The following is a 25063-nucleotide window of genomic DNA, read 5'->3' as shown; positions in this document are numbered from 1 at the left end:
AAATAAACAAGCAATTAACGATAAAAATCAAAATGGGGAATGAGCAAAAGCTCTCCCCCATTTTGTCAACAGCCCCATAAGGGACACTTTTTTATGTGTGTCCGTTATCCGGGGTATAGTTCATTTCTCGATGGCCTCTCTTTCATTTCTTCATATTATATTTATCCAAAAAGCGGTCCACCCGTCCGCCTTTTTCAGCAAACTTCTGCTTTCCAGTATAAAAAGGGTGGGTATCTGAACTGATCTCCACTTTTAATAACGGATACGTTTGCCCATCTTCCCACTCGATCGTTTCATTGGACGTTTTCGTGGAACCTGTCAAAAATTTATAACCACTGTTGGTATCCATAAATACTACTTGTCGATAATCGGGATGAATTTCTTGTTTCACTATTATCACCTCATTGTTAATATGGGTATATGTTAAACGTAATGATTACTATTATTGATCATTTTGCTTGAAGGTGCCAATAACCGGCACCTCCTTATAGTTTAATCTTGATTATCCATACTTATTCAATTGTGCTTCAACCGGCCATCCCGTTATGCGGACCGGCCTGCAGTTCATACATTTGATAATACTTCCCTTTTAATTCCATTAATTCTTCATGTGTACCTTGCTCGGAAATCCGCCCTTTATCCAGTACAAGAATTTGGTCGGCATTTTTAATCGTGGAAAGTCTATGTGCAATGATGAAGGTCGTTCTCCCTTTTTTCAGCACATCCATTCCCTCCTGGATAATTGCCTCGGTTTCAGTGTCGATGCTTGCAGTCGCTTCATCCAATATCAGAATCGCCGGATTGAATGCAAGAGCACGTGCAAAAGAGATGAGCTGCCGCTGTCCAGAAGATAACGTTCCTCCTTTTTCAATCACGGGTTCATCCAGCCCTAAAGGAAGATGCTTCAGCACTTTGTCCCCTCCTACATCTTTTAATGATTTTTCAACCATTTCCCTTGTGATGCCTTTATGATTCAGACTGATATTGGAAGCGATGGTGCCAGTAAATAAATAGGGATCCTGTAGGACGATTCCCATATGCTCCCTAAGCGTTTGATGGGGGATATCCAAAATATTCCTGCCATCAATTTTGATTTGCCCTTCGCTGCTATCATAAAAACGGAACAGTAAATTCATTATTGAACTTTTTCCTGATCCAGTATGGCCTACTAAAGCGACCGTTTCCCCTTGCTTAGCTGAGAAGGAAATGTCCTTTAACACATATTCTTCATCCTTATAGCCAAAAGAAACATTTTCAAATAGCACGTTTCCTTTGTATCTGGATATGTTTTCATCACTGACAGCCAATCCCTGCTCATCCAATAAACTGAATGCCCGCTCCCCTGCAACAAGTGCCTGTTCTAGGTTAGCGAACTGATTGACGATTCCGTGAAGCGGATGAAGCAGTCGGCTGATCAAATCAACAATTGCATACATCATTCCTAAAGAAATGGCTGAACTCGCTGTAAGGGAAATCCCGCCGAAATACCAGACGAATGCCATTAGCGCCAAAACCTTAATGACACCAATCAAGTTTCCACCCGTCAACGAATTCAAATGGAGCATTTTATTTTGATAGGAATAATGCTCCCGGTTCAAATTTTCAAATGTTTGCTTCGTTTCCTTTTCACGTCCAAATGCCTGAATGATGCTCATTCCAGAAATGGATTCATTGATCATCCCATTAATATCGCTGACCCGTTCCCTAATGATGTGATTATATTTCGAGGCGAATTTACGGTATACAGTCGTCCAGATAACGATGATCGGAATAAGTAAAAGACCAATGGTACCAACACGTGCATCCAGAATAAACAAAGCAATGAGAACGCCGAAGATATTAATTGTGCTCGAGAAAAAGTTGGCGAGCACGGTTACATATAATTCCCGGATCGCTTCCGTATCATTAGTGACCCTTGCTACAACTTTTCCCGCTGGCATATTATCGAAATAACGTATCGGTAAACGGGAAATATGCTTAAAAATATCATTTCGCATCTTCTGAATGATTCGGTTGGCCGCTTTCTGCAAATAAAAACTCTGCCCATATTGAAAAATGGAAGAAATGATGACAAGGCCAAAGTAAAAAGCCACAAGCTTAAGGATCCGCGGAATTTCCGGTTGGTAAAACCGCATCACTTCCTGACTGGTCAACTTCACTGCTTGCGCCCGTTGCTCTTTTCCGTCTTTCTTAATGATCAACGATTGGTTCTCCAAGGTTCTGCGTCCATCCATTGGTTCAGCTTCATTTACGAAGACAAATTGATTTCCAACCTGCAGAACGTGGACTTCCCTGCCTTTCTTCTCACCTTCAGTGAAGTAATCAGCCCGTTTATACCATTTTTCTTCATACTCCACAGCATCTTTTCCTTTAACCGTTTCATACCAGGAGGATTCGATGCCAAGTATATGTGAATCAATGATTTTCTTGGCAACGAACGGACCCGTTAAATCGGCCGCTACCGAAAGTGCCAGCATGATCAGGGCGCCAATGATCAATTTTTTATAAAGGGCAGCATAATTAAAAAGTTTCTTTACGACCTTCATGCCTTCACCTCCGTTCCTTCATCAACCTGCTGCCGCTCGTATTGCTCCCTATACCAGCCATTATCCTGCAGTAAATCTTCGTGAGTCCCCTCTTCGATGATCTCTCCGCCATCCAACACGATAATCCTATCCGCGTGCTGAACGGCTGATAAGCGATGGGTTGTGATGATGGTCGTTTTCCCTGCCCGTTCATTTTGGATATTTTCAATGATGGTCGTTTCCGTTTTCGCATCCACAGCGGATAAGGAATCATCCAATATTAGGATTTCTGGATTTTTGATCAGTGCCCTGGCAATCGAGATCCTCTGCTTTTGCCCTCCAGATAGAGCGACACCCTTCTCACCGACAAGTGTCTCAAGACGGTTGGGCAGCATCATTAAGTCCTTCTCAAAATCCGCAAGCCGGATAGCTTCAGCCAGTTCATCTTCCGTTGCATCCATTTTACCGAATAAGATATTTTCCCTCACAGACTTTGAGAATAAAAAATGGTCCTGTGGGACATAGCCGATCCAATTACGAATATCTTCAAGGTCCAGTTGCTCCAGCGGTATGCCTGCAAAAGCAATTTCTCCTCTTCCTAAAGGATATTCCCGCAGCAATTGCTTCACGAATGTCGTTTTTCCACTTCCTGTCTTCCCAACTATCCCTAATGTTTGACCACGCTCAAGCTGAACGGAAATATTGGATAGATTCACAACTGTTGAGGATGGGTATGTAAAAAACACGGAATTGAATTGGATATTTTCCGGATTCGGAATACTCTCCAGACCCAATGAGTTCTTCACATCCGCCTCATATGAAAGGGTGTCTTGAACACGGTCAAGCGAAGCATTTCCCCTTTGCATGACATTGATCAGTTCACCCACCGCGATCATCGGCCAAATTAACATGCCTAGGTAAACATTGAACGAAACAAGTCCGCCAAGCGTTATGGCCTGTTGAAAAACAAGATAAGCCCCGTAGCCCAAACCGATTAAATAACTGATGCCGATGATAATGCTTATCGTCGGATCAAAGAGGGCGTCGATTCTTGCCACCGCGAGATTTTTGCGATAAACATCCTCTGTCATTTCATCAAATCGCTTTTCATCCTCCCGTTCCTGGACATAGGCCCGGATGACCCGGACACCTGAAATGGATTCAAGGACCTTGTCATTTAAAGAACCAAAGGCTGCTTGTGCATCCGTAAAACGTTTGTAAATTTTCTTCACGTAGATTTGCATCATCACTGCCATGATCGGAAGTGGCAGCACCGCCGCAATCGTCAACTCCCAGCTGATGGTGGCGCCCATCATGACCACAACCGTAATGGTGAACAGAACCGAGTCAACGAGCGTCAATATCCCGAAACCAGCTGTGAGGGAAATTGCCTTTAAATCATTGGTTGCCCTGGCCATTAAATCCCCTGTACGGTTTTTTTCATAAAAAGTCGGCGTCATTTTCAGCAAATGGCTCATAAATCCGGACCTTATTTTTCGTTCGACCAAGTTTCCGCCGCCGAATAACAGAAAGCTCCATAAGTAACCAAATAGGTAGCTTCCGCCCAGTACCATGAGCAAATAAACAACGTATTTCATGACACCCTCCTGCGTCATGCTGCCATTATTCATATCATCGATGGCATTTCCGACGAGCTTTGGCGGGATAACCTCCAGGATATTGACTAGACATAGAAATAAAATGGCATAGGTATAGCGCTGCCACTGTTCTTTAAAGAACCAGGACAGCTTTTTAAAAATCGCAAACATGAATTCCCCTCCCTTTTGTTAAAACCTTACCCTTCACTAACCACTTTCTGGATCTCCGGGCTGCAGTAAGACTCCCAATGTCATTTGTCTCATTTAAAACTCCTCCTATCTCTTATATGGAAAGGCCGCTATTGCACCTGTATCCCCAAAGCCAAAAAGCCTCCGCCAATTAGCGGAAGCTTTTTTAGATGTGTAAGAACACATATAAAGGCGCAGGCCGCGAAAATTCACAACCTGCGCTTTAAAATGATCAATGAGCACGTTCTAATCCTTTGTCTAGAAAGACAAAGTTTCAGGGCAGGCGGACGTATGATATTCAATTGTGATATCTATGTGCTTAACTGATTTAGTCATGACGTTCGCCTCCTTCTCCTTGATTAATGGTAATATTTAACTTATATTAAAAGATTACTACGTGTGTATATTTTTGTCAATTGTGACTTTTCTAGATTATTGATGGATAATCCTTTATTCTTATAATGACGTAACCTAAGGAGGTTCAGCATATGCCATGGAGAAAATATATACTCCTAGCGGTTCCCTTTTTATTATCATCCATTTTCATCTTATTTGCCGTACCGGTCCAATATAGACCGGTTTCCTTCATTCCTGTTTTACTTTTCTGGATAGTTTATTATATTTTATTGTACCGGGAAAAGAAGAAGAAAAATAACTGATGACGAAAGAAAACCATCAACAATCAACTTGAGGGCGTTGCAAATGCAACGCCCCTTTCTTGACGGCTCTGCATATAATGATCGAAAAACATTCGTGGTGATTGTATGTTCTCGCAATATGTGCAGAAGCTGTTAGGCAAACTCCCTGTCAAAACAAAACCCATCATCGATGCTGAAAGATATGACACGCTAAAATCCCATTTACAAAAAGAGCTTTTTCAGCCTTTGGATGTGTCTAAAGCTTTTTTACCTATGGAATCGGCTCTTATAAAAAGCATTCGGACCGAAGCAGCTGCCTGGAACCGGAATAATGCTACAAGAACACAAGCATATCTGGCCTTTTATAATCGTAATCCAGAGGTCCATTGGGCCTTTTTAGCACATATGGTTTCGAGGAATGGGGGATACCATATGACTGATTTGAAAAGTTCATCCATGACCCATCTCTTTGACAGAGCGGAACGGCAGAAATTTTTCCAGTTCCTTGAGCGCGCCAATTCAGCGATATTTGCCGATGCCTTCCCCCAGCTGCTTTTATATGAACATTCTAAACAAAAAGAACTTCCGATAAGGAAGTATTTTCCGGTATTCCGCATTTCAAGATTCATGGCCCCGATTTGGGAATCTTTCATCGAGGAACCCCATTCACCCCTTTTGACAACATCCCTTATCATTAATGAACAAAGAATGCTTCAGGAAAGGGTAATAAAACGCACCCGCCATGGTGAAATCCTTCGAAGGCTTGATTTTCAGCTGCAGGAATACTTAGGCTTCATGAACGTTATCTTTCCTTACGCGAATAAACAAGACGGACTCCGTTCCTTGACCGGCCTGACCGTAGACCGCTTTGCCAATCCGAAACAGCGTATTGAAACGGGAAAATTCTTATACGGGCTTCTTTTTCAGGATTCGGTTGTTTTTCACGGTGTTGGCCAATTTACAAAAGAGGTTCCACACACGGGTTCAAGAGAGGATTACTGGGAAAGCATATATACCTCTGATGCATCCGCGGCAAAAGATGATAAAGTTTATAGCCCCATTCTTCATGATGCATGGGCAGATCAAATTGTCTTTCCTCCCCCTTCCATTGATTGGTTCACGAATGAAAGCTTCATAGAAGATTTAAGAAGTTCACCGATTATAAAAAAAGCGGACCTGACCAAAAAGGTGCTTGAAAATGTAAAGCATCTCAAAACCCTTAACGGAATGAAAGCCATTTTCTAGATCAAGCCTCTTACTTTGAATATCCTATCCTCCATTTGGCAAGAATGGTTAGCAAAAAGAATGGGTGAATCGAATGAGAGGCATTGTACTATTAAATCCAAACTACAATATCGGGGATTTACATACAAACGAAAGCTTTGCAATCCAAAAGATCATGACGGACAAGTATATAGACGAAAAAAATATTTCCCCGGTCATATTGAATCCGTATCAAATCCATCCTTATTACACCATCCCGCATGAGCTTCTTTTCAATTTACAGAATCGAAAAAAGTGTCAAATCGATTGCCTGGTGCTTCACTCTCTAGCTACGATGGAACGTTTCATCTATATTTACCCTGAAAAGTGGCTTGAGCTATGCGGATATTTCAAAGAGATCATCAGTGTCGCGACTCAAACTCCGGTTAGGAATTATGAAGCAAATTAATGCTTGAATAAAAAATCATGGTACTTAAGGCATTGTGAATGGATTCTCCAGGGTGAAAAGTCCTTGAATGTTCATTTACCATGACCATCCTTCCAAAGTACTTTGATTTGAGCTCCCTTCTTTACATGAGCTACACGATAACGAAACTCTTTTATTATTGCCGCCGTATTCTTCCCCCTTTCTTTATCTATTAAAACCCCTCCCAAATCATTGGCAATTAATTCGTATCAATTTTCCCAATTGCGCGATTAACAGGAATTTTATAACTCTTAAACTATCTATTGGAAATATAGATAAATTTACGGATAAAGCATAGAAAAATAAGTTAAATTTATATATCATTGGAGATAGGAATTTTCTTATTTTTTACTTTTACTAGAAAGGAATGTTAATGATGACCAAAGAAAAAAAGAAAAAAAACCCAATTCCTTTCCGATTGAACATTTTTTTCTTTTTAATATTCATTTTATTTTCAAGCTTAATAATCCGGCTTGGCATCGTCCAAATCGTGTATGGGGATGATTACCTCCGCGAAGTCGATCGAACGGAAAACGATGTGGCCAATACCCCCGTTCCCCGTGGGAAGATGTATGACCGGAACTTGAATCCGGTCGTTGATAATGAGCCACGCAATGCCATTACTTATACGAAATACCCGAATACGAAAACTGCCGATATGGTAAAGACGGCTGAGGTCCTTGCTACCTTGATAGAAAAAGATACAAAAAAGGTAACGACCCCGGATAAAAAGGATTTTTGGATTTTAAAACATCCGAAAAATGCCGAAGCTTTGATTACTAAGGCCGAGAGGAAGAAAGTAGACGAAAAGAAGCTGAAGCAAAAAGATTTATACAAACTTCAAATGGAACGGGTAACCGATGAGAATATCAAGGAATTCACCAAGGATGAATTGGAAGTGATAGCCATCTTCCGGGAATTCAATAGTGGCTATGCCCTCGCCCCTTCCATCGTGAAGAACAAAGATGTCACTACAAAGGAATACGCCAGGGTTAGTGAGCATTTGGATGAAATGCCAGGCGTGGACGTAACGACTGATTGGGAAAGGACCTATAAGTATGACGAGACCCTCCGTTCGGTTCTGGGCAAAGTCTCTTCTTCCGAAGAAGGGATTCCCAGTGAAAATATTGACTATTATCTGGCACGCGACTATACCAGGAATGATCGGGTCGGAAAAAGTTATCTCGAAAAACAATATGAAGATGTCCTGCGCGGCCAAAAGACGCGGGTTGAAAATGTGCTGAGCAAAGGGGAGGTCATCAAATCGAATACCCTCACCGAAGGACAAAGCGGAAAAGACTTGGTCCTGACAATCGATATGGAGCTGCAGCAAAAAGTCGAAAAAATCATCGAGAACGAATTGCGTATATCTAAATCTAAGGGAAATACATACCTATTAGATCGTGCCTTCGTCGTTTTAATGGACCCGAATACAGGTGAGGTGCTTACGATGGCCGGTAGGCAATACGGACGTAACAGTAAAACCGGCTTAACCGAAATGAACGATTTCGCCCTTGGAAACATTACGACCTCCTATACGATGGGGTCATCTGTTAAAGGGGCTACGGTCTATACGGGCTTTCAGACTGGAGCCATCTCACCGGGGTCGGCGTTTCATGACCACCCACTTTTATTAGCTGGTGCCGAACCCAAAAAATCTTATAGCCCTTTAGGGTATGTAACGGATGTTTCTGCATTAAAAAAATCGTCGAATGTCTATATGTTCATGACCGCAATTAAAATTGCCGGCGGCCATTATATCCCTCATCAACCCTTAGGGATCAACCGGGAAGCTTATGCAATCATGCGCAATCATTATGCCCAATTCGGATTGGGTGTCCGTACCGGCATCGACCTGCCAAATGAATCGGTCGGGTTTAAAGGCGTCGACATGTCTACAGATGGATTGCTGCTGGATTTATCGATTGGCCAGTATGATACATATACTCCTATGCAATTGGCACAGTACGCTTCAACGATTGCAAATGGCGGCAAGAGACTGGAGCCGCGTATGGTCAAGGAAATCCGGAACCCTTCCGACGAACACAGTCAAATGGGCAGCGTTTTTAAATCGATGAGCCCCAAAGTGCTGAACGAATTAGGCGGAAAGGATGTTTGGATTCAGCGTGTCCAAGAAGGTTTCAGGCAGGTTGCCCAGGAGCCAGGTGGGACGGCGTATAACTATTTCGGAGGGAAATCCTACCATGCAGCAGCGAAAACGGGAACAGCCGAGGCCTTTTACGACGGACCGCGGAGGAATCAATATAGTAAACCATTGGATACCATTAATCTAACACTTGCAGGTTATGCACCACACAATAACCCGGAAGTGGCATTCTCTGTCGTCGTGCCATGGGTCTATCAAGGCAAGCCCTCTGACGATATCAACAAACGTATCGGGAAAGAAGTAATGGACGCCTATTTTAAATTGAAGGAAAAAAGATCAAAAGGTGAATCTGATGCAGACAATGCAATAGCAAGCACACAATGATGGTTTACACAAAAAGGCCTGCTCGATTATGAGCAGGCCTTTTTGTGCTCTCACTACTCCAGCTTTTGAACGAATTCCTTATATAGAGCCCTTAGTGCATCTCCCCTGCTGATGATGCCGACGACTTTATCATTTTTGTCCACGACGGGGATTTTCTTGAAATGATGCTTGGAAAGGACCTTTATCAATTCATCTAACGGATCTTCGGGGGATAGCTTTGTAATTCTTTTATTTCTTATGATTTGTGAAACTTTATCATTCATTTTGGATGTAACCTTTTCATCCAATTCTTCACCTGGAAGAACCGTAATGTATGTGAAATACCCCATGATGGCTTCCTCAGCAGGTTTCAAATAACGAAGGATATCCCCGTCCGTCACCATTCCCAATAGCTTATCGCGTTCATCCACAACCGGGACCCCGCCCACTTTATTTTCGATCAAGATTCGCAGAATTTCCTTTAGTGTAAAATCAGGACGGGCTACATAGACTTCCCTTATCATGAAATCCTTAACTAACATAATACCACCCCTTTTTTTAAAGTTCGTCGTTCTATATTCATCTCCTTTCTATTATTACCCTTACTTACTCTATTTAAAAACCCTTGCCGCCTGGACTGCCTTTTTCCAGCCATTATATAAATCCTTCCGTTCCTGCTCTTCCATCTCGGGTTCGAATTTCTTATCGACTGCCCACAGCTTTGAAATCTCTTCTTGGCTTTCCCAATACCCGACTGCGAGCCCAGCTAAATACGCGGCCCCTAACGCTGTCGTCTCACTAATAACCGGCCTTTCGACTGGTACTTTCAAGAGGCCGCTTTGAAATTCCATCAAGAAGTCGTTTTTGACAACCCCGCCATCGACCCTCAATGCCTTTAGGTTAATCCCTGAATCGACTTCCATGGCGCAAAGGACATCTTTTGTCTGGTAGGCCAAAGCTTCCAATGTTGCCCCGTACGAAATGCTCCTTCGATGTCCCCCTTGTTAATCCGAATACCGCTCCCCTCACATCACTATCCCAATAAGAGGTACCTAATCCAACAAATGCTGGGACGACATAGACGCCGTCAGCTGAAGTGACCCGTTTTGCATACATTTCACTGTCTTTCGAATCATTCAAGAGTTTTACCCCGTCCCTTAACCATTGTATGGCCGAACCTGCAACAAAAACACTGCCTTCCAATGCATATTCGACTTTTCCGTTCAGCCCCCATGCAATCGTGGTCAATAGGCCATGCTCTGATTTCACTGCCTTTTCTCCTGTATTCATCAGCATAAAGCATCCTGTACCGTACGTATTCTTGGCTTTGTTTGGCCAAGTATGTTTTGAAATAGGAATGGCAGCCTGTTGATCCCCCGCTGACCCGGCAATCGGGATTTCGTGGCCAAAGAAATGATGTGGGGCTGTATTCCCATATACCTCCGATGAGGAACGAACATCCGGCAGCATCGATTGCGGTACTTGCAGTATTTCCAGAAGCTCTTCGCCCCACTTTAAATTATGAATGTTATACATCAGCGTGCTTGAAGTTCGAATAATCGGTTACATGGGCTTTACCACCCGAAAGTTTCCATATGAGCCATGTTCGACCGTACCAAACAATAAGTCTCCGCTTTCAGCTTTTCCCCGGGCCCCATCTACATGGTCTAGAATCCACTTCATCTTTGTACCGGAAAAATAAGCATCATTCAACAAACCGGTTTTCCGTAAAAATAAGTCATCAAGACCCTCATCCTTCAATCGCTCGCAAATTTCGCTTGTCTGCCTGGATTGCCAGACGATGGCATGATGAATCGGCTGACCTGTTTCTTTATCCCATACCACGGTCGTCTCCCGTTGATCCGTTATGCCAATCCCAGCAATCTGTTCTGGTTTTATATTCATTTCCGATAAAACGGAACCCCAAATTGCATTTGCATTGTGCTTCACCCATCCAGGATTCGGGAAATATTGGATGAATTCCTTTTGGGCAATATGCAAAACTTCCCTTCTTTTATTAAGGCTCTTTTCGTAAAGATTGTTGTTTTTAAAACGAAACTATTCAAGGTTGATTGGAGCGGAAGTGCGAGACTCCTGCGGGAGCAGCGGGACAGGTGAGACCCCACAGGCGTTTACGCCGAGGAGGCTCACCGCCCGCCCCGCGGAAAGCGAGCATCTGGAGGGAAATCAACCACAACTCACTACCTGGTAAATAGCAACAAAGTATGTGAAAACAGCCTTTATTAAAAAAACGGCCCGGGAACTTGTCGTTCCCTGATCTCCATGGTTGTCTCCTCCTACACTTAAGATTCCTAAGTGTCTTGCTGTTTTTTCTTTCTTCATTTTTCTTGATATTCCCGTAAAAACAAAAAATATATAAAGTACGGCGAAAAACTGAAAAATATTAGCAGGTTAAGAGATTATCTTTTACAATGAACATAAGTTGGATAGGAGGAATGGAAAATGAATAATCATGAAATAGATTTTAAAATATATGGAGATGACATGCAGTTTGTTGAAGTGGAATTGGATCATCAGGAAACGGTGATTGCAGAAGCTGGAAGTTTAATGATGATGGAAGATCAAATCAAGATGGAAACCATCTTTGGTGATGGGTCTTCGAGTAGCGACGGCGGAATGATGGGGAAGCTATTTGGCGCTGGAAAAAGGCTCCTTACAGGTGAGAGTCTTTTCATGACGGCTTTTACGAATGAAGGAAGAGAAAAAAAACACGTTTCCTTTGCCTCACCTTATCCAGGTAAAATCATTCCAATGGATTTAAGCGAGCTTGGTGGGAAAATCATTTGCCAAAAAGACGCTTTCCTTGCTGCAGCGAAAGGTGTTTCGGTCGGAATTGAGTTTCAGAGAAAAATAGGTGCAGGCTTCTTTGGCGGCGAAGGCTTCATCATGCAAAAGCTTGAAGGAGATGGAATGACCTTCGTGCATGCCGGTGGCACAATCCATAAAAAAGAATTGGTTGCAGGAGAGATCTTACGCGTGGATACAGGATGTTTAGTAGCCATGACTAGCGGAATAGATTATAACATTGAATTCGTAAAAGGCGTGAAAACCGCTTTATTCGGAGGCGAAGGTTTATTCTTTGCAACATTAAAAGGACCCGGAACCGTCTGGGTGCAATCTTTGCCATTCAGCCGTCTTGCCAGCCGTGTATTCGCTGCAATGCCGCAAAATGGCGGATCTTCTGACGAAGGCAGTGTTACTAGAGGTTTATTCAATTTATTCAACGATAAATAAGAACCGGGATCAATGGCTGCCATCATGGCAGCCATTGATCACTTTTTTAAAGGATGGATATCTACATGCAGCTTGTTAAGTGGTCCTACATGAGACGCAATAATATCAGGGCTTTTTTTGATCAATTCCCGGATTCGCCTGTTATTTTCCGCAAAATAAGAGATTACTATTTTGTTTATACCGTTCACTGGACAGCTGCCGATGCCCCTATCGGCATAAAGGAGCTTGAAGAAATGGAACAGCTGCTCAACCGTGAGCTCGGAACTGAACTTCAATATCTTTATCGGAAAAAATGAGTTCACTCCTCGTACATCATTTTTCTTGTCATGCCTCCATCGACGATAAGATCAGCACCCGTAACGAAGTCATTTTCCGTTGCCGTCAAATAAAGACATGCCCTTGCTATATCTTCCGGTTTGCCAACCCGATTGGAAAAATGCTGTTGATGATCTTCATCCCTCAACGAGTCATAATCACCCGTTTCAATCCACCCCGGAGAAATCGAATTGACCGTAATTTTCTCTTTACTGAATGAAGCGGCAAGTGCATGGGTCAGGGCTTTTATCCCTCCTTTTGTCGCAGCATAGGATTCCGAATCTGGCTCAGACATTATCGCTCTTGTTGATGCTAAATTGATGATTGCACCTCCCATTTCATTATTCCGCATCGATGCAGCCGCTGCCTTGGAACAAAGGAAAACACTGCGTAGATTCGTATTCATCATATCGTCCCATTCCTCAATCGTCAGCTCATAAAGCGATTTGAACAATGCCTTTCCCGCATTATTGATTAATATATCAATGGTCTTATATGTTTTTAGAGTGATATCCATCAAATGCTGGATGTCAGCTTCCTTGCGAACATCCGTCTTAACGAACATGGCTTCATGCCCATTATTTTTGAGCTCTTCCGCATACAGCAGACCTTCCTGCTCGTCCATATCTGCGAGAACCACCGATGCACCGCTTTCTGCATAACCCTTTGCCACACCTCTCCCAATACCATTTGAAGCGCCCGTTACAATCACCGTTTTGTTTGCAAAACCCATCATTTCACCCTCACTTTCGCCAGCTTATTTTTCCTTATCATAATATCCAATTCGCTTCACTACAAACACTACCCTTGGGTGATCAACAAATCCGTTTCCTAAGCATCAACAATCAGCAGGACCCATTATATTTTTGTAGCGGCCTCCAATGATGTATGATAATAAAAACAGCAAGAAAGAACCAGGGTGAAGGGCACCCGCTATTATTTTTCTTAAAGTGTAAAAAATTTATATTGGAGGAATTAAAAATGGACTTATTAAAAAATGTGTTTTCTTTAGGATTAGGTGCTGCCGCTGCTACAAAGGAACAAATTGAAAAAGCAGTGGACTCTCTTGTAAAAAAAGGCGAAATCAGCAAAGAAGACTCCAAGGATCTTATTAAGAATTGGGTCGAAAAAGGGGAACTAGCCCAAAAACAATTGGATGATTCCGTCAAGGCCAAAGTCAATCAAGCGCTCAACGGCCTAAACTTGGCAACCAAAGAAGAAGTTCAGGACTTAGAGCGCCGTATCCAAATTTTAGAGAAACAGAACCAACAATCGTGATTTGGAGGTACTTGAATGTTTGGCAAGCGACTGAAACACGCACATCGTTACCAGGAAATCATTAATGCCTTTTTGAAAAATGGTTTTGGTTACTTCATCTATCGCCTTGGATTATCCGAGAGTAAAGCGGCATCGAAACTCCAGCCTGACGAAAACCTGAACCTCCGCTCAATCGGAGAGCGGCTGCATACGATTTTACAAAGCCTGGGACCTACATTCATTAAACTTGGTCAGATTGCAAGCACAAGGCGTGACTTCGTTCCGGAAGAAATCATCCGCGAACTTGAAAAGCTGCAGGACCAGGTCACCCCCTTTCCATTTGATAAGGTTCGCAAAATTATTGAAGCCGAATTGGGTGATTCTTTGGAAAACATTTTTCTTGAATTCCATGAAAAACCACTGGCTACCGCTTCGATTGGGCAGGTCCATACTGCACGGCTTCCATCACAGGAAGTCGTAGCAATCAAAGTGCAGCGGCCCGATATTCTGCCGACTGTGGAAACGGATTTGGAAATTCTCGATGATTTGGCAAGACTGATGGAAGCACGCATATCTTGGGCCAGACGCTACCAAATCAGAAAAATGATTGATGAATTCGCTAAATCGCTTCGCGCAGAACTCGATTATAACTCCGAGGGCCGAAACGGGGAAAGAATAGCCAAGCAATTCATCGATGATCAAGGGTTTAAGATACCAAGAATCCATTGGGAGTATTCCACAAAAAGGGTCCTGACGATGGAATTCATTCAAGGAATTAAGATCAATCATTATAAACAGCTTGATGATGAAGGTTATGATCGTCGGAAAATCGCAGAAAGATTAGCGAATTCCATGCTTCAGCAAATATTGATCGATGGCTTTTATCATGGCGACCCCCACCCTGGCAACATCATCATTTTGCCAGGAAATGTCGTCGCACTCATGGATTTCGGGATGGTGGGACGTCTGGAGGATGAAACGAAGTATCAGTTCGCCTCGCTTGTCATCAACCTGAAACGTGGAAGCACCAATGGACTGATCAAGACACTTTCAGAAATGGGTCTTCTGACGGACGAAACCGATATGGCGCCATTAAGGGTGGATATTGATGAACTGCGAAATAAATATTATGATATACCATTGAGCCAAATCAGCTTAGGCGGAGCGGTCAATGACCTGTTCACAGTTGCCAATCGGCACCAAGTCCAAATCCCTCCAGAATTCACGATGCTCGGCAAGGCTCTGCTTACCATGGAGGCCATTGTTGAAGGACTAGATCCGCATTTCAGCATCATGAAGGCAGCTGAACCTTTCGGGGAAAGGCTTTTTAAGGAGCGCTACAATCCAAAAAATATTGCCAAGAACGCTTGGAATCAATTCATCGAGTCTGCCGAAGCCATTGCTGAACTACCCAAGGATATCAAGGAAGTAACAGGTATCATAAAAAAAGGGAAATTGCGACTGGATATCAATATTCCCGAACTTCAAGTTTTTTTGCATAAGCTTGATCAAATCTCGAACAGGCTTTCTTTCAGTATTATCCTGCTTGCATTCAGCATAATCATGGTCGGTCTCATTATTGGCTCGGCAATAGGTGGGGAAACCCTGATCCTATGGAAAATACCGGTTATCGAGATTGGATTTGTCGTTGCAACCCTGATGTTCTTACTTATGCTTTACACCATTTTCAGATCCGGAAAAATGTAAACTTACGAAAAAGGGCAAACCCTCTAATAAGGGCTTTCCCTTTTTCATGTTTTCATTTCATTGGTTATTTATCCGACGTTCATATGAAATGGCATACGCCCTATGGCGAAAGTGTAAGATTGGATCTTCCGAGCACTCGATTCCTTCAGTAATATTGGTTGGATCAAACAATAACTGATCTCTAATCGTTTCCAATTTATTAGAAATTACTAAATGGCCGACCGTTATTACCTGTTTTTCTTCCGACCAAGCAGTGGTTGGATCGTCAGACGGATCATTTTCCCCTCCTATTTGAATGTTCAATTTAAAGCCCACAGGACCTTGCCTGAGCCTCTCTTCCATTTCTTCTTCCAGATATTCTGCCGAATGCTTGGCTACCTCCTCTTTTGCTAGCATACTTAGGCCGGCATCAGGTACCCACTCATACTTAATAGCCTGACGCCGTCCTTCCGCATTAATGAAATAGAATGCATGAATGGAGTAATATTGACATGTTGAGAAACTGGCTGGAGAACGCATTTCTTTAAGCATTTGCAGGCTTGCCTTGCTTTCAGGGTATTTCAACAGGATTTTTGTAAGCTCTTTCAGATTTGGGAAACCTTCTTTTGCAGACTTGAAAAAGTCAGCAATATCAACAAACGCTTCCGGTGTTTTCGCAAAGAATAGCGGAATGGTGACAGTAATGAGATCTGATGCCTCTCCACTCGGCAATTTAAACTTGACTGCCATGCCCTTCACAGGGGATATGGCATCTGGATGGCTTGGTATCGGCGAGCTATTTGAGAACCGAATGATCACCGGCACGGCTTCATCCTGAAGATGCGAAGCCACCGTTAATGGGGACGCTTTTCCATTTGGGGTAAAAACCCCCTCATAAACATATCCCCTTGCATGCACCCGCCGATAACCGGGATATGTTCCAGCTACTTTTTCAATCACATTAACTGCTTCTCTGACTAGTTCAGGTTTAAAGTTGTCATTTCCCTCCATATACCTCACCCCATCTTTTCAAATTCCAATCCATGTTCTTAGTTATTACCTGTACCCCTTATCCCATTAGCTTATTCAAGGTAAACTTCCGTTCATACATGCACCTGAAGCATTGATCGTTAAAAAACGCCTGGAAAAATCCAGGCGCTGCACAAATCATGTAATAAAAGTTTTTCTATATCGCTTTTATAATTATAGGAAAAATAGTAAGTAGAACAAGATGGCAAGCCTTATGAACCAGAACTAAAGATCTTCACATTCAATCATTCAACATGAACGGCAGTACCATAAGCAATGATTTCACTAGCGTTTTGCATGATAGCCGATGTTTCCAGGCGCATTGCAACGATGGCATTCGCCCCTTTCTCTGTCGCTTCATCGACCATCCTGCCAATTGCTTTTTGTCTGGCTTCTTTCATCATTTCCGTATATTCCGTGATTTCACCGCCGACAATGGTCCTCAATCCCGCAAGAATATCTTTTCCAATATGTTTCGATTGAACGCAGTTCCCCTTAACAAGCCCCTTCAGTTCTTTAATTTCTTTTCCAGGAACGGTATTAGTAGTCACGATAATCATATAGTTCGTCCTCTTCCTTTTTTTTGATTTTTTTTACGATCAAATAAAAAATTAACGGTATTGGGGCTTGAATCAAACCAAGAATACCCCACATCCACTGGTTAAAGCCATTCTTCCTTGCATCGACAAATAGATATATGCTTTGGCTCAATAAAATAACCCCACATACAATCAAGGCAAGTTTTTCAAAACTACTCATGAACTCCACTCCACCTACCTTTTTAAATAAAATGTATTATAATCAGTGAAGATTTATGTTATCACCTAAAAAGCTAGAAACCTTCATATAGATGTATTACCTTTTCATATTATACCTTGATGTACACGTGATTTTTCGGGTTCTTCAGAAACTATTCAGGAATGATTCAAAAATATGGCTGCCTTTTTTGCCGGTTAAACCGTTCTGATTCTTCCATTTATGATTAGCCACTTTCATAACAGTTGAAAATAAATAAAAATACTCATTCCTGTTCACGCTCCACTTGAGAAAGGATTACATGTGTAACGGTTGCAGCAAAAGGAATTGTCCGATTGATGAATTCCTCCACTTCTTCAAGGCTCTCACTGTGGATTTTCAGCATAAAGCAAGCCTGCCCGGCAATTCGATAGCAAAAGTCAACATTCGGCAGCTTCGAGATATACTTTTTGAATTTCTCATATTCCCCATTTTTTATCGTTGCTTCCACGATACACTCAATAGGAAAACCGATCTTTTTATGATCAATCTCGGCAACATACCCTTTAATGATCCCGAACGACTCCATTTGCCGTACCCGGTCGGTAACGGTTGGGGCAGATAGATTTACTTTCTTTGCCAATTCCCTCATGGAAATCCGGCTATTCAGCGTTAATTCAGCAAGGATGCCCCGGTCTTTTTCATCTATTTTCATTTAGAAATTATTCCTCTCTTTTTCTTTATATTTATACAATATTCAACCGAAATATTTTACAAGCGTAATTAATATTCCTGTTTTTTTATATTAGGATTATCTCAAGGGGGAGATGCTCATGACAAGAATAAAAAATTCGGCGATTGGCTCCAGTCCGTATCAAAGATTATTTCATTCAGAAGAGATTTCGCATAAATGGTCGGACCTCTCAAATTGCATATCTGCGGATGGGAAACTATCGAAAGAGTTAAAGGAAAACGTCAGAAGGGTACTGGCATACGGTAATGGCTGTTCATACTGTCAGGCAAAAGGTATTCCATTAAAGCCAGAAGATGCGAAAGAAAGCTATGCAATCGCCTTTGCAGAAGTATTTCTCATTCAACGTGAAAAAACAGAGGAAAAGTTTTTCCAAGTATTGAAGGAGGTATTCAGTGATGAAGAGATTTCTGAACTATTGGCATTCATTTGTTTTACAACGGCCCAGCAATATTTCGGGGCTATGATGGATTTATAAACGCAAATAAAGGAACAGGCATCTCGCCTCGTTCCTTTTTGCAAAAAGCCTATAAACCCTTCAGTAGTTTGAACGTCCATTCGGGTCATATACCAGCATAAATTGAATTCCAGCTAGGTTTTCGCACCATGATCATCCATTTCATTGATCCTTGGAAGAATGGAGCGGGAAGGCACCGGGGATGTCAAAACTACGGAAGTATTCAGATGTCCATAGGGTATTAATCGATCTATAAGTAATCTCATGCTGTCCATATCAGCTAAAGCCGCTTTCAAAAAATATCCAACTGTTCCTGTTACACGATGGCATTCGATAATGTCTAAATCATTTTTAACTAACTGCTCGAAATCGGAAACGGAAACCTTAAGTTCACTTACCTGAATGAACACAAGTACACCTCTTCCTATTGCCAGTGGTGAAACCCTTGCACTGAACCCCTCAATGATTCCCTTTTCTTGCAGGCGATACATACGTTCAGAAATACTGGGCCGACTGAGAGCCAATTTCTTCGATAGTTCACTAATCGTAATGCGTCCATTCAACTGTAAAAGTTCCAGTAAACAAACATCTATTTCATCCATGAAGCAACCGCCTTTCATAATGAAGGAATATTAGCTAATATATCTTTAAAATGTTGTATGGAAAGTGAAAAAACATTCTTTTTTGTATGTAATTTTAACAGTTAATATTCTATCATTAAAATTAGTAAATGAAAAAGAAAATTCTGAATTCAACTAAAGGAGGAACCTGTATTGACCTTTACGAAAATCCCGGTTCGAAAAAACATTGAAGACATAAGCCCATATGTTTCCGGTAAGCCAATTGAAGAAGTCCAACGCGAACTGGGACTTGAAACGATCGTTAAATTGGCTTCCAATGAGAATCCATTCGGTTACTCAACTCTAGCAAAAGAAGCCATGCTTAACGAAATGGAGCAAATCTCCTTTTATCCAGAAGGAATGGCACCGTCATTAGCTGAAAAGCTGGCAAGGAAATTGAATATCAATCAAGATCAAATCATCCTAGGAAATGGGTCTGATGAAGTGATACGTTTGTTAACAAGAACCTACATCCAACAAAATGATGAAGTCATCATGGCTGATGTTACATTTCCACGGTATGAAACGAATGTATTGATTGACGGCGGTACACCTGTAAAGATACCTCTTATTAATGGTGTACATGACCTGCAGGGTATGTATGATGCCATAACTGAAAAAACAAGAATGATTTTTGTCTGTAACCCCAATAATCCGACAGGAACGATCGTCCAAAAAGAAAAATTAAAATCTTTTATCGAGAAGGTGCCGAAACATATTTTACTGGTCGTTGACGAAGCATACTATGAATATGTCGATGATGAAGATTATTTAGAAACTTTGCCGCTTCTAAATACCCATTCAAATCTGGTCATCTTACGCACTTTTTCAAAGATTTATGGATTGGCTGCATTAAGGATTGGATACGGTTTAATGGATGCTTCCATCATACAAGAGCTAGTTAAAGTGAAAGAACCCTTCAATACCAACCGTTTAGCACAGGCTGCGGCCTTCGCTTCCCTCGATGACCATACATTTGTAGAGCAATGTGCTCGTAAGAATGAGGAAGGAAGAAGATATTTAGAAAACGAACTAAGCGAGATGGGTTTAACATTCTTCCCTTCACATGCCAACTTCTTGATGGTCAAACTGAACCATCCTGGCAGGGACATTTTCGAGAAGCTATTGATTTCTGGTGTCATCATCCGTTCTGGTCATTTGCTAGGCTATGAAAATACGATCCGCGTGACCATCGGCACTCCGCATGAAAATGAGAGATTCATAAACTCCTTACAACATGCAATCAATAAAACGTCCAGTACTTGATCTACGAAATGAAGTTGCAGTATGATTGATGATTAATAGATAAAAGATACGACATAGACGCCTTTGCCCATGTCGTATCTTTTACGTGAATTTATTTAACAAGATTCCTTTTCTATTATAGTTGTTTCCTGTTCATCCACACTTTTAAATTTAAAGATCGAAATGGAGATCAATGTAGCCAACACAATAAGGCAGGCAACGATGCTGATCCGATTCTGTTCACTGAACACGAACGTGACACAAATGATGCTTAAGGCGATTACCGCAAATAAGGTTACATATGGAAAGCCCCACAATTTAAAACTCGGAGCTTTAGGATATGAATTGCGAAGTTTTAGCTGCGCTAAACAAATGCTGATCCATACAAGTGATACTACAAAACCCGGAAACGCCATTAATAAAGTAAATGCCCGATCCTGGGCAACGTAGGTAATCATGGAGCCGACGACCAATGCAACGGCACTTAGGATTAAACTATACAAGGGAACGCCATTTTTTGATACATAAGAGAATGACCTGGGGGCCTCCCCTTCTGCAGCTAAAGAATGCAGCATCCGAGTACACCCATATATTCCGGAGTTAGCTGCAGATAAGACGGCCGTAATTAAAATGAAGTTCATGATGTGGGCAGATCCCTGAAAACCGGACATTGACAAAACTTGTACAAACGGACTTGCTTGGTCGCTAATTTCGTTCCAAGGAATCAGACCGCAGATTACAAGTATCGGTAAGGTGAAAAATAATACGACTCTCCAAATATAACTTTTAATGACCTTCGGTAAAATTCGTTCAGCATCTTTTGCTTCCGTTACCGTCAGGCCTATTAACTCGGAACCGCCATATGAGAACATAACGATCAGTAATGCTGAAAAGATGGACATCCACCCATTTGGGAAAAACCCTCCGTGCCCTGTGAAGTTTTGCAGGTAATTAGATCCGCCGCTTGGGATGGCCCCAAATAAAATACAGGCTCCCAAGATAATGAATAGAATGATCATTGTAATCTTAATGCCGGCAAACCAAAATTCGAATTCACCATAATTTTTAACATTCATCATGTTAACCCCAATGATTAAAGCAGCACACCCTAAACTCAATATCCATAACGGGATTGTTGGGAGCCAATACTGCAAAAAGCTTCCTGCGACCACTACCTCAATGACACATACGGACAGCCACATGAAACAATACATCCAGCCTATAATGAAGGAACTTCGCTTACCGAATGCTTTCTGAACGAAACCTTTCATATTCGTATTGGGATAGGCGATTGCCATTTCCGCTATAGCTCCCATGACTACAAGAAGTAATAATCCTGCAAAAATATAAGTGAAAATGACTCCTGGCCCTGCTAACATTATGGTTTCGGCACTTCCTTTAAAAATCCCAGTACCTATTGCCCCTCCCATTGCCATCATGCTAATATGCCGCGGCAACAACCTCTTTTGCAGTGACCCACCATTTGATTCCATTACATCTGCCTCCTTTTTCCCATAATTTTTCTTATTAAAATCAAAACCCATTTCAATCGTTGAAAGGCGAATAGATAAGTTATTTCATCAATCCTTATGGTTTAGGAGTGGAAGGATGCAAAGCCTTCTTGAAAAATCACCTCATACTTCACCAAATAAAAATGATATCAATATGCCGTTAGTTTTACAAGAGTATGATTGCAAGCTAATACTGCTCCTGTTGGTCAAACGCCGTTATCCGGGCCTGATCCTTCAATATGGAGTAAATTCCCTGATAGCCTTGCCTTATGGGGGACCAATGACCAGGTTTCTAAATCAATTAAAATGAAACCCTCCAACCGGGGACTACATTGGTAATCCCCATTAATTTACATCTTCCAGTTATCTTATTTATTTACGATGTGAATCGCATGTCCCAAAACTGCCTCCGCCGCTTCCATCCACCCCTCAGTCAAAGTTGGATGAGGATGCATGCTGAGGGCTATATCTTCGACCCGAGCTGCCAACTCAAGTGCAAGGACCCCTTCACCTATAAGGTTGGAGGCATCTGCACCAACCATGTGCATTCCAAGCAATATGTGGCTTTTTGCATCCACAATCACTTCAGCAAATCCCTCTGTTTCATTCGTTGCAAGCGCCCTTCCATTGGCACTGAACGGGAACTTCCCGGTCTTGACTCTGTATCCCTGTTGTTCTGCTTCTTCACTGCTTAAACCAACCCCTGCTATTTGTGGTTCCGAGAAGATTACATATGGGACATACGGGGAGTCAATGGCACTTGGCAACCCCCCGATTACTTCCGCTGCCACGATACCCTGTTTGGACGCTCGGTGTGCAAGAGCCGGCCCAGGTGTAATGTCACCGATGGCAAAGATGTGCGGCACATTTGTACGGCATTCCATATCTACAGCTATATGGCCCTTTTCACTAACCGTAATGCCTGCCTGATTCAGGCCAATCTCTTCTGTGTTAGGAATCCTGCCAATTGTAACCAGGGTCTTTTCGCTCACTACCACTTCCGCCCCCTGGTTTTCCGAGGAAACATGAAGGTGAACTTGGCCATCCACTACACTCGCCTTTTCTACCCGCGCCGATGTTTTAATATCCATGCCTAGCTTCTTGGCATTACGGGTAACTTCCTTGACAAGGTTCTCGGCAACCTGGGGGAGAATGCGGTTGGCCATCTCAATGATGGTCACTTTAGTACCTAACTTTGCAAATGCCATACCCAATTCGATTCCGATATAGCCTCCGCCTATGATCGACAAACTAGATGGGACTTCATGCAGCTGCAAACTTGCTGTTGAATCCAAAATATACTCTCCATCGACTTTAATGAATGATGGAATGAAAGGTCTGGATCCCGTCGCAATAATTGCCTGTTCAAACTTGTAGGTTTCAAAATCGCCATCGGTTTCGACTCCGATACGGTCATCAGATAAAAAGAAGGCTTGACCTTTAACCACAGTCACTCCATTTTCTTTACACAGATGGGCAATACCTTGGTTCAACTGGGAAGTGATGCCCTCTTTCCAACCCTGCCAAATTCCCAAGTCCATTGTGGTTCTTTCTTGAGACAGCCTGATCCCCATTTTCCCTAAATCGTTAAGCTTTTGGTATTGATCGGCTGCGTGAATTAAAGCCTTCGAAGGTATGCAGCCCCGATTAAGACAAGCCCCGCCCAGCTTATCCTTTTCAACAAGCACGACCGATTTCCCTAACTGTCCGAGACGGATCGCCGCAGCATATCCCCCCGGACCTCCTCCCATGATGATAACATCCGTCTCTACAGCAACTTCCCCTACTACCATTTATCTCATCTCCACAACTAAACGAATTGGATTTTCCAGCAGTTCCTTGATTCTATTTGTAAAATGCACAGCTGTAACACCATCTATTAAACGGTGATCGAAAGATAAAGACATATTCATCATTAAACGGATTACACCTTCCAAATCGCGGACGACCATTCGTTGTTCCATTTTATGCAACGCTAATATGGCCGCTTCCGGATAGTTAATGATCGGGGTCGCATGCATCCCACCGATGGGTCCTACATTGCTTATCGTAAATGTACTGCCTGTGATTTGATCTATGCCCAACTTCCCTTCCCGGGCTTGGTTTGCCAATTGCCTGATTTCATCAGCCAGTTGGAAAATGGTTTTTTGATCTGCATGCTTTATGACAGGAACAATGAGACCCTCTTTTGTATTCGTTGCAATCCCAATATGATAATAATTTTTCAAGATGATTTCATTGGTTTTTTCATCAATTGAAGCGTTTAAAGTTTTAAACTCCTTTAAAGCGATTACAATGGCTTTTACGAAAAATGGCAAAAAGGTCAATTTAATATCCTTATCATCGGAATACGCCTTTAATTGATCTTTCAATTCCTTCAATCGATCCATTTCCAATTCATCTACATGGGTTACATGAGGAATGGTCGAAACCGACTTCACCATATGTTCAGCGATCTTTTTACGAATGCCCTTAAGGAGAATTCGCTCTTCCCACTCTTTTTCCAATCCTTTTGCCTGGACGGCATACTTCATTGGGGACATATCTTGAAGAATCTTGTCATCATTGTTATTGGCATTTTCCCTTATTATCGAATTATTTTCTTTAAACTGCTTCAAGTCACTTTCGATTATTCGCCCAGCAGGACCGGAGCCTTTAACCTGCTCGATATCAACCTTCATTTCCCTTGCCATTTGACGCACGAATGGGGTAGCCAACACACGCACTGCATCAAGATGCGGTTTGCTTGTAACATGCTCTCCATCTACTTTTACATCATCAGATTGAATGACTTGGATATCTCCTTCACTAATGCCTGTTTCCGGAGCAGGCATATCGTTCCCTTCTTGAATTGTGAATATAGTGGTTCCCACTTCCACGATATCCCCTTCGGAAAAGAATATTTTCTTGACCACCCCCGTTGCTGGGGCAGTCAATTCCGCATTAACTTTATCCGTTTGCACCTCAACAATGGGTTGGTCCTGCGTCACCGCATCCCCTTCCTTGATCAGCCATTGGATAATTTCTCCTTCATGCATCCCTTCCCCTACATCAGGAAGTTTAAATTCCATCATGCGTCTTCCTCCTTTTCC

26 protein-coding genes and 1 pseudogene are annotated in these 25063 nt (G+C 42.3%); 11 read left to right on the top strand and 16 right to left on the bottom strand.

The genetic code is table 11. The features are described from left to right. Positions 1-142 precede the first annotated feature (142 nt). From ACFX4L_RS13475 to ACFX4L_RS13465, 3 genes are all read right to left on the bottom strand, one after another. A complete protein-coding gene (locus ACFX4L_RS13475; RefSeq protein WP_061461980.1) occupies positions 143-391 on the bottom strand; it encodes a type B 50S ribosomal protein L31 in 249 nt (82 codons plus the stop codon). 136 nt (positions 392-527) lie between these two features. Further along, positions 528-2546 carry an ABC transporter ATP-binding protein gene (locus tag ACFX4L_RS13470; RefSeq protein ID WP_377382572.1) on the bottom strand — a complete coding sequence of 673 codons (2019 nt, stop codon included), beginning with the start codon at positions 2544-2546 and terminating at the stop codon, positions 528-530. After that, positions 2543-4294 (bottom strand): ABC transporter ATP-binding protein, encoded by a 1752-nt coding sequence (locus tag ACFX4L_RS13465; RefSeq protein WP_377382570.1) that lies wholly within the window; start codon positions 4292-4294, stop codon positions 2543-2545. The genes ACFX4L_RS13470 and ACFX4L_RS13465 overlap by 4 nt, the downstream gene beginning before the upstream one ends. Before the next feature lie 506 nt (positions 4295-4800). Between ACFX4L_RS13465 and ACFX4L_RS13460 the strand changes: the two genes are divergently transcribed. From ACFX4L_RS13460 to ACFX4L_RS13445, 4 genes are all read left to right on the top strand, one after another. Then, positions 4801-4971, top strand: a complete 171-nt coding sequence (locus ACFX4L_RS13460) for a hypothetical protein (protein WP_155727248.1) — start codon at positions 4801-4803, stop codon at positions 4969-4971. A gap of 105 nt (positions 4972-5076) precedes the next feature. Then, positions 5077-6195 (top strand): DUF2515 family protein, encoded by a 1119-nt coding sequence (locus ACFX4L_RS13455; protein WP_377382569.1) that lies wholly within the window; start codon positions 5077-5079, stop codon positions 6193-6195. Between the two features lie 73 nt (positions 6196-6268). Next, positions 6269-6622, top strand: a complete 354-nt coding sequence (locus ACFX4L_RS13450; protein WP_317778795.1) for a hypothetical protein — start codon at positions 6269-6271, stop codon at positions 6620-6622. Between the two features lie 394 nt (positions 6623-7016). Next, entirely contained in the window at positions 7017-9131 is a 2115-nt protein-coding gene (locus tag ACFX4L_RS13445) for a peptidoglycan D,D-transpeptidase FtsI family protein (protein ID WP_377405384.1), read from the top strand. Positions 9132-9184: 53 nt separating this feature from the next. Here ACFX4L_RS13445 and ACFX4L_RS13440 read toward each other — a convergent pair whose 3' ends face one another. The 4 genes and pseudogenes from ACFX4L_RS13440 to ACFX4L_RS13425 form a co-directional block, all read right to left on the bottom strand. After that, positions 9185-9652 (bottom strand): CBS domain-containing protein, encoded by a 468-nt coding sequence (locus ACFX4L_RS13440; RefSeq protein WP_125161110.1) that lies wholly within the window; start codon positions 9650-9652, stop codon positions 9185-9187. Positions 9653-9721: 69 nt separating this feature from the next. Next, positions 9722-10033 (bottom strand): FGGY-family carbohydrate kinase, encoded by a 312-nt coding sequence (locus ACFX4L_RS13435; RefSeq protein ID WP_377382567.1) that lies wholly within the window; start codon positions 10031-10033, stop codon positions 9722-9724. Beyond that, a complete protein-coding gene (locus tag ACFX4L_RS13430) occupies positions 10011-10400 on the bottom strand; it encodes an FGGY-family carbohydrate kinase (protein WP_377382596.1) in 390 nt (129 codons plus the stop codon). The genes ACFX4L_RS13435 and ACFX4L_RS13430 overlap by 23 nt, the downstream gene beginning before the upstream one ends. Before the next feature lie 129 nt (positions 10401-10529). Continuing rightward, a pseudogene (locus ACFX4L_RS13425) lies at positions 10530-11111 on the bottom strand (FGGY family carbohydrate kinase); the annotation flags it as partial. Between the two features lie 462 nt (positions 11112-11573). Here ACFX4L_RS13425 and ACFX4L_RS13420 point away from each other — a divergent pair. Both ACFX4L_RS13420 and ACFX4L_RS13415 read left to right on the top strand, forming a co-directional pair. Continuing rightward, a complete protein-coding gene (locus ACFX4L_RS13420) occupies positions 11574-12365 on the top strand; it encodes a TIGR00266 family protein (protein ID WP_061461973.1) in 792 nt (263 codons plus the stop codon). Between the two features lie 89 nt (positions 12366-12454). Next, on the top strand, positions 12455-12661 hold the full coding sequence (locus ACFX4L_RS13415) for a hypothetical protein (protein WP_377382565.1): 207 nt from the start codon (positions 12455-12457) through the stop codon (positions 12659-12661). Between the two features lie 2 nt (positions 12662-12663). Here ACFX4L_RS13415 and ACFX4L_RS13410 read toward each other — a convergent pair whose 3' ends face one another. Further along, entirely contained in the window at positions 12664-13413 is a 750-nt protein-coding gene (locus ACFX4L_RS13410; protein WP_377382563.1) for an SDR family NAD(P)-dependent oxidoreductase, read from the bottom strand. 248 nt (positions 13414-13661) lie between these two features. Here ACFX4L_RS13410 and ACFX4L_RS13405 point away from each other — a divergent pair, with 248 nt between their 5' ends. Then, a complete protein-coding gene (locus tag ACFX4L_RS13405; RefSeq protein ID WP_061461970.1) occupies positions 13662-13958 on the top strand; it encodes a phasin family protein in 297 nt (98 codons plus the stop codon). A gap of 15 nt (positions 13959-13973) precedes the next feature. Beyond that, positions 13974-15644 carry an ABC1 kinase family protein gene (locus tag ACFX4L_RS13400; protein WP_061461969.1) on the top strand — a complete coding sequence of 557 codons (1671 nt, stop codon included), beginning with the start codon at positions 13974-13976 and terminating at the stop codon, positions 15642-15644. A gap of 57 nt (positions 15645-15701) precedes the next feature. Here the strand turns inward: ACFX4L_RS13400 and ACFX4L_RS13395 are convergent, their stop codons facing one another. The 4 genes from ACFX4L_RS13395 to ACFX4L_RS13380 form a co-directional block, all read right to left on the bottom strand. After that, positions 15702-16634, bottom strand: coding sequence for a catalase family peroxidase (locus ACFX4L_RS13395; RefSeq protein WP_377382560.1), 933 nt, complete (start codon positions 16632-16634; stop codon positions 15702-15704). A 263-nt stretch (positions 16635-16897) separates the two neighbouring features. After that, a complete protein-coding gene (locus ACFX4L_RS13390) occupies positions 16898-17212 on the bottom strand; it encodes a YbjQ family protein (protein WP_061461967.1) in 315 nt (104 codons plus the stop codon). Continuing rightward, positions 17193-17411 (bottom strand): sigma-Y antisigma factor component, encoded by a 219-nt coding sequence (locus ACFX4L_RS13385; RefSeq protein ID WP_284471551.1) that lies wholly within the window; start codon positions 17409-17411, stop codon positions 17193-17195. Before ACFX4L_RS13385 ends, ACFX4L_RS13390 begins: the two co-directional genes overlap by 20 nt. Before the next feature lie 262 nt (positions 17412-17673). Next, positions 17674-18102 carry an Lrp/AsnC family transcriptional regulator gene (locus ACFX4L_RS13380; protein WP_377382558.1) on the bottom strand — a complete coding sequence of 143 codons (429 nt, stop codon included), beginning with the start codon at positions 18100-18102 and terminating at the stop codon, positions 17674-17676. Positions 18103-18220: 118 nt separating this feature from the next. Between ACFX4L_RS13380 and ACFX4L_RS13375 the strand changes: the two genes are divergently transcribed. Then, on the top strand, positions 18221-18616 hold the full coding sequence (locus ACFX4L_RS13375; protein ID WP_289320871.1) for a carboxymuconolactone decarboxylase family protein: 396 nt from the start codon (positions 18221-18223) through the stop codon (positions 18614-18616). A 113-nt stretch (positions 18617-18729) separates the two neighbouring features. On the opposite strand, the gene ACFX4L_RS13370 is transcribed toward ACFX4L_RS13375, so the two are convergent. After that, complete coding sequence (locus ACFX4L_RS13370; protein ID WP_061461963.1) at positions 18730-19197, bottom strand: Lrp/AsnC family transcriptional regulator; 468 nt, start codon at positions 19195-19197, stop codon at positions 18730-18732. A 171-nt stretch (positions 19198-19368) separates the two neighbouring features. Between ACFX4L_RS13370 and hisC the strand changes: the two genes are divergently transcribed. Beyond that, complete coding sequence (hisC, locus tag ACFX4L_RS13365) at positions 19369-20481, top strand: histidinol-phosphate transaminase (protein ID WP_377405382.1); 1113 nt, start codon at positions 19369-19371, stop codon at positions 20479-20481. 95 nt (positions 20482-20576) lie between these two features. Here hisC and ACFX4L_RS13360 read toward each other — a convergent pair whose 3' ends face one another. Beyond that, positions 20577-21953 (bottom strand): amino acid permease, encoded by a 1377-nt coding sequence (locus ACFX4L_RS13360; protein ID WP_377405380.1) that lies wholly within the window; start codon positions 21951-21953, stop codon positions 20577-20579. Between the two features lie 115 nt (positions 21954-22068). Here ACFX4L_RS13360 and ACFX4L_RS13355 point away from each other — a divergent pair, with 115 nt between their 5' ends. Then, positions 22069-22281 carry a hypothetical protein gene (locus ACFX4L_RS13355; RefSeq protein WP_125161097.1) on the top strand — a complete coding sequence of 71 codons (213 nt, stop codon included), beginning with the start codon at positions 22069-22071 and terminating at the stop codon, positions 22279-22281. A gap of 58 nt (positions 22282-22339) precedes the next feature. Here the strand turns inward: ACFX4L_RS13355 and lpdA are convergent, their stop codons facing one another. After that, a complete protein-coding gene (gene lpdA, locus ACFX4L_RS13350) occupies positions 22340-23764 on the bottom strand; it encodes a dihydrolipoyl dehydrogenase (protein WP_289338031.1) in 1425 nt (474 codons plus the stop codon). Then, the gene (locus ACFX4L_RS13345) at positions 23765-25045 is read right to left on the bottom strand and encodes a dihydrolipoamide acetyltransferase family protein (RefSeq protein ID WP_284471556.1); all 1281 of its coding nucleotides are present in this window, start codon (positions 25043-25045) and stop codon (positions 23765-23767) included. It abuts the gene before it with no gap. Positions 25046-25063: the final 18 nt, after the last annotated feature.

The organism is Peribacillus sp. YIM B13482, assembly GCF_042787975.1.
Taxonomy (GTDB): domain Bacteria; phylum Bacillota; class Bacilli; order Bacillales; family DSM-1321; genus Peribacillus; species Peribacillus simplex_A.
This window is presented reverse-complemented; position numbering and strand designations above follow the sequence as displayed.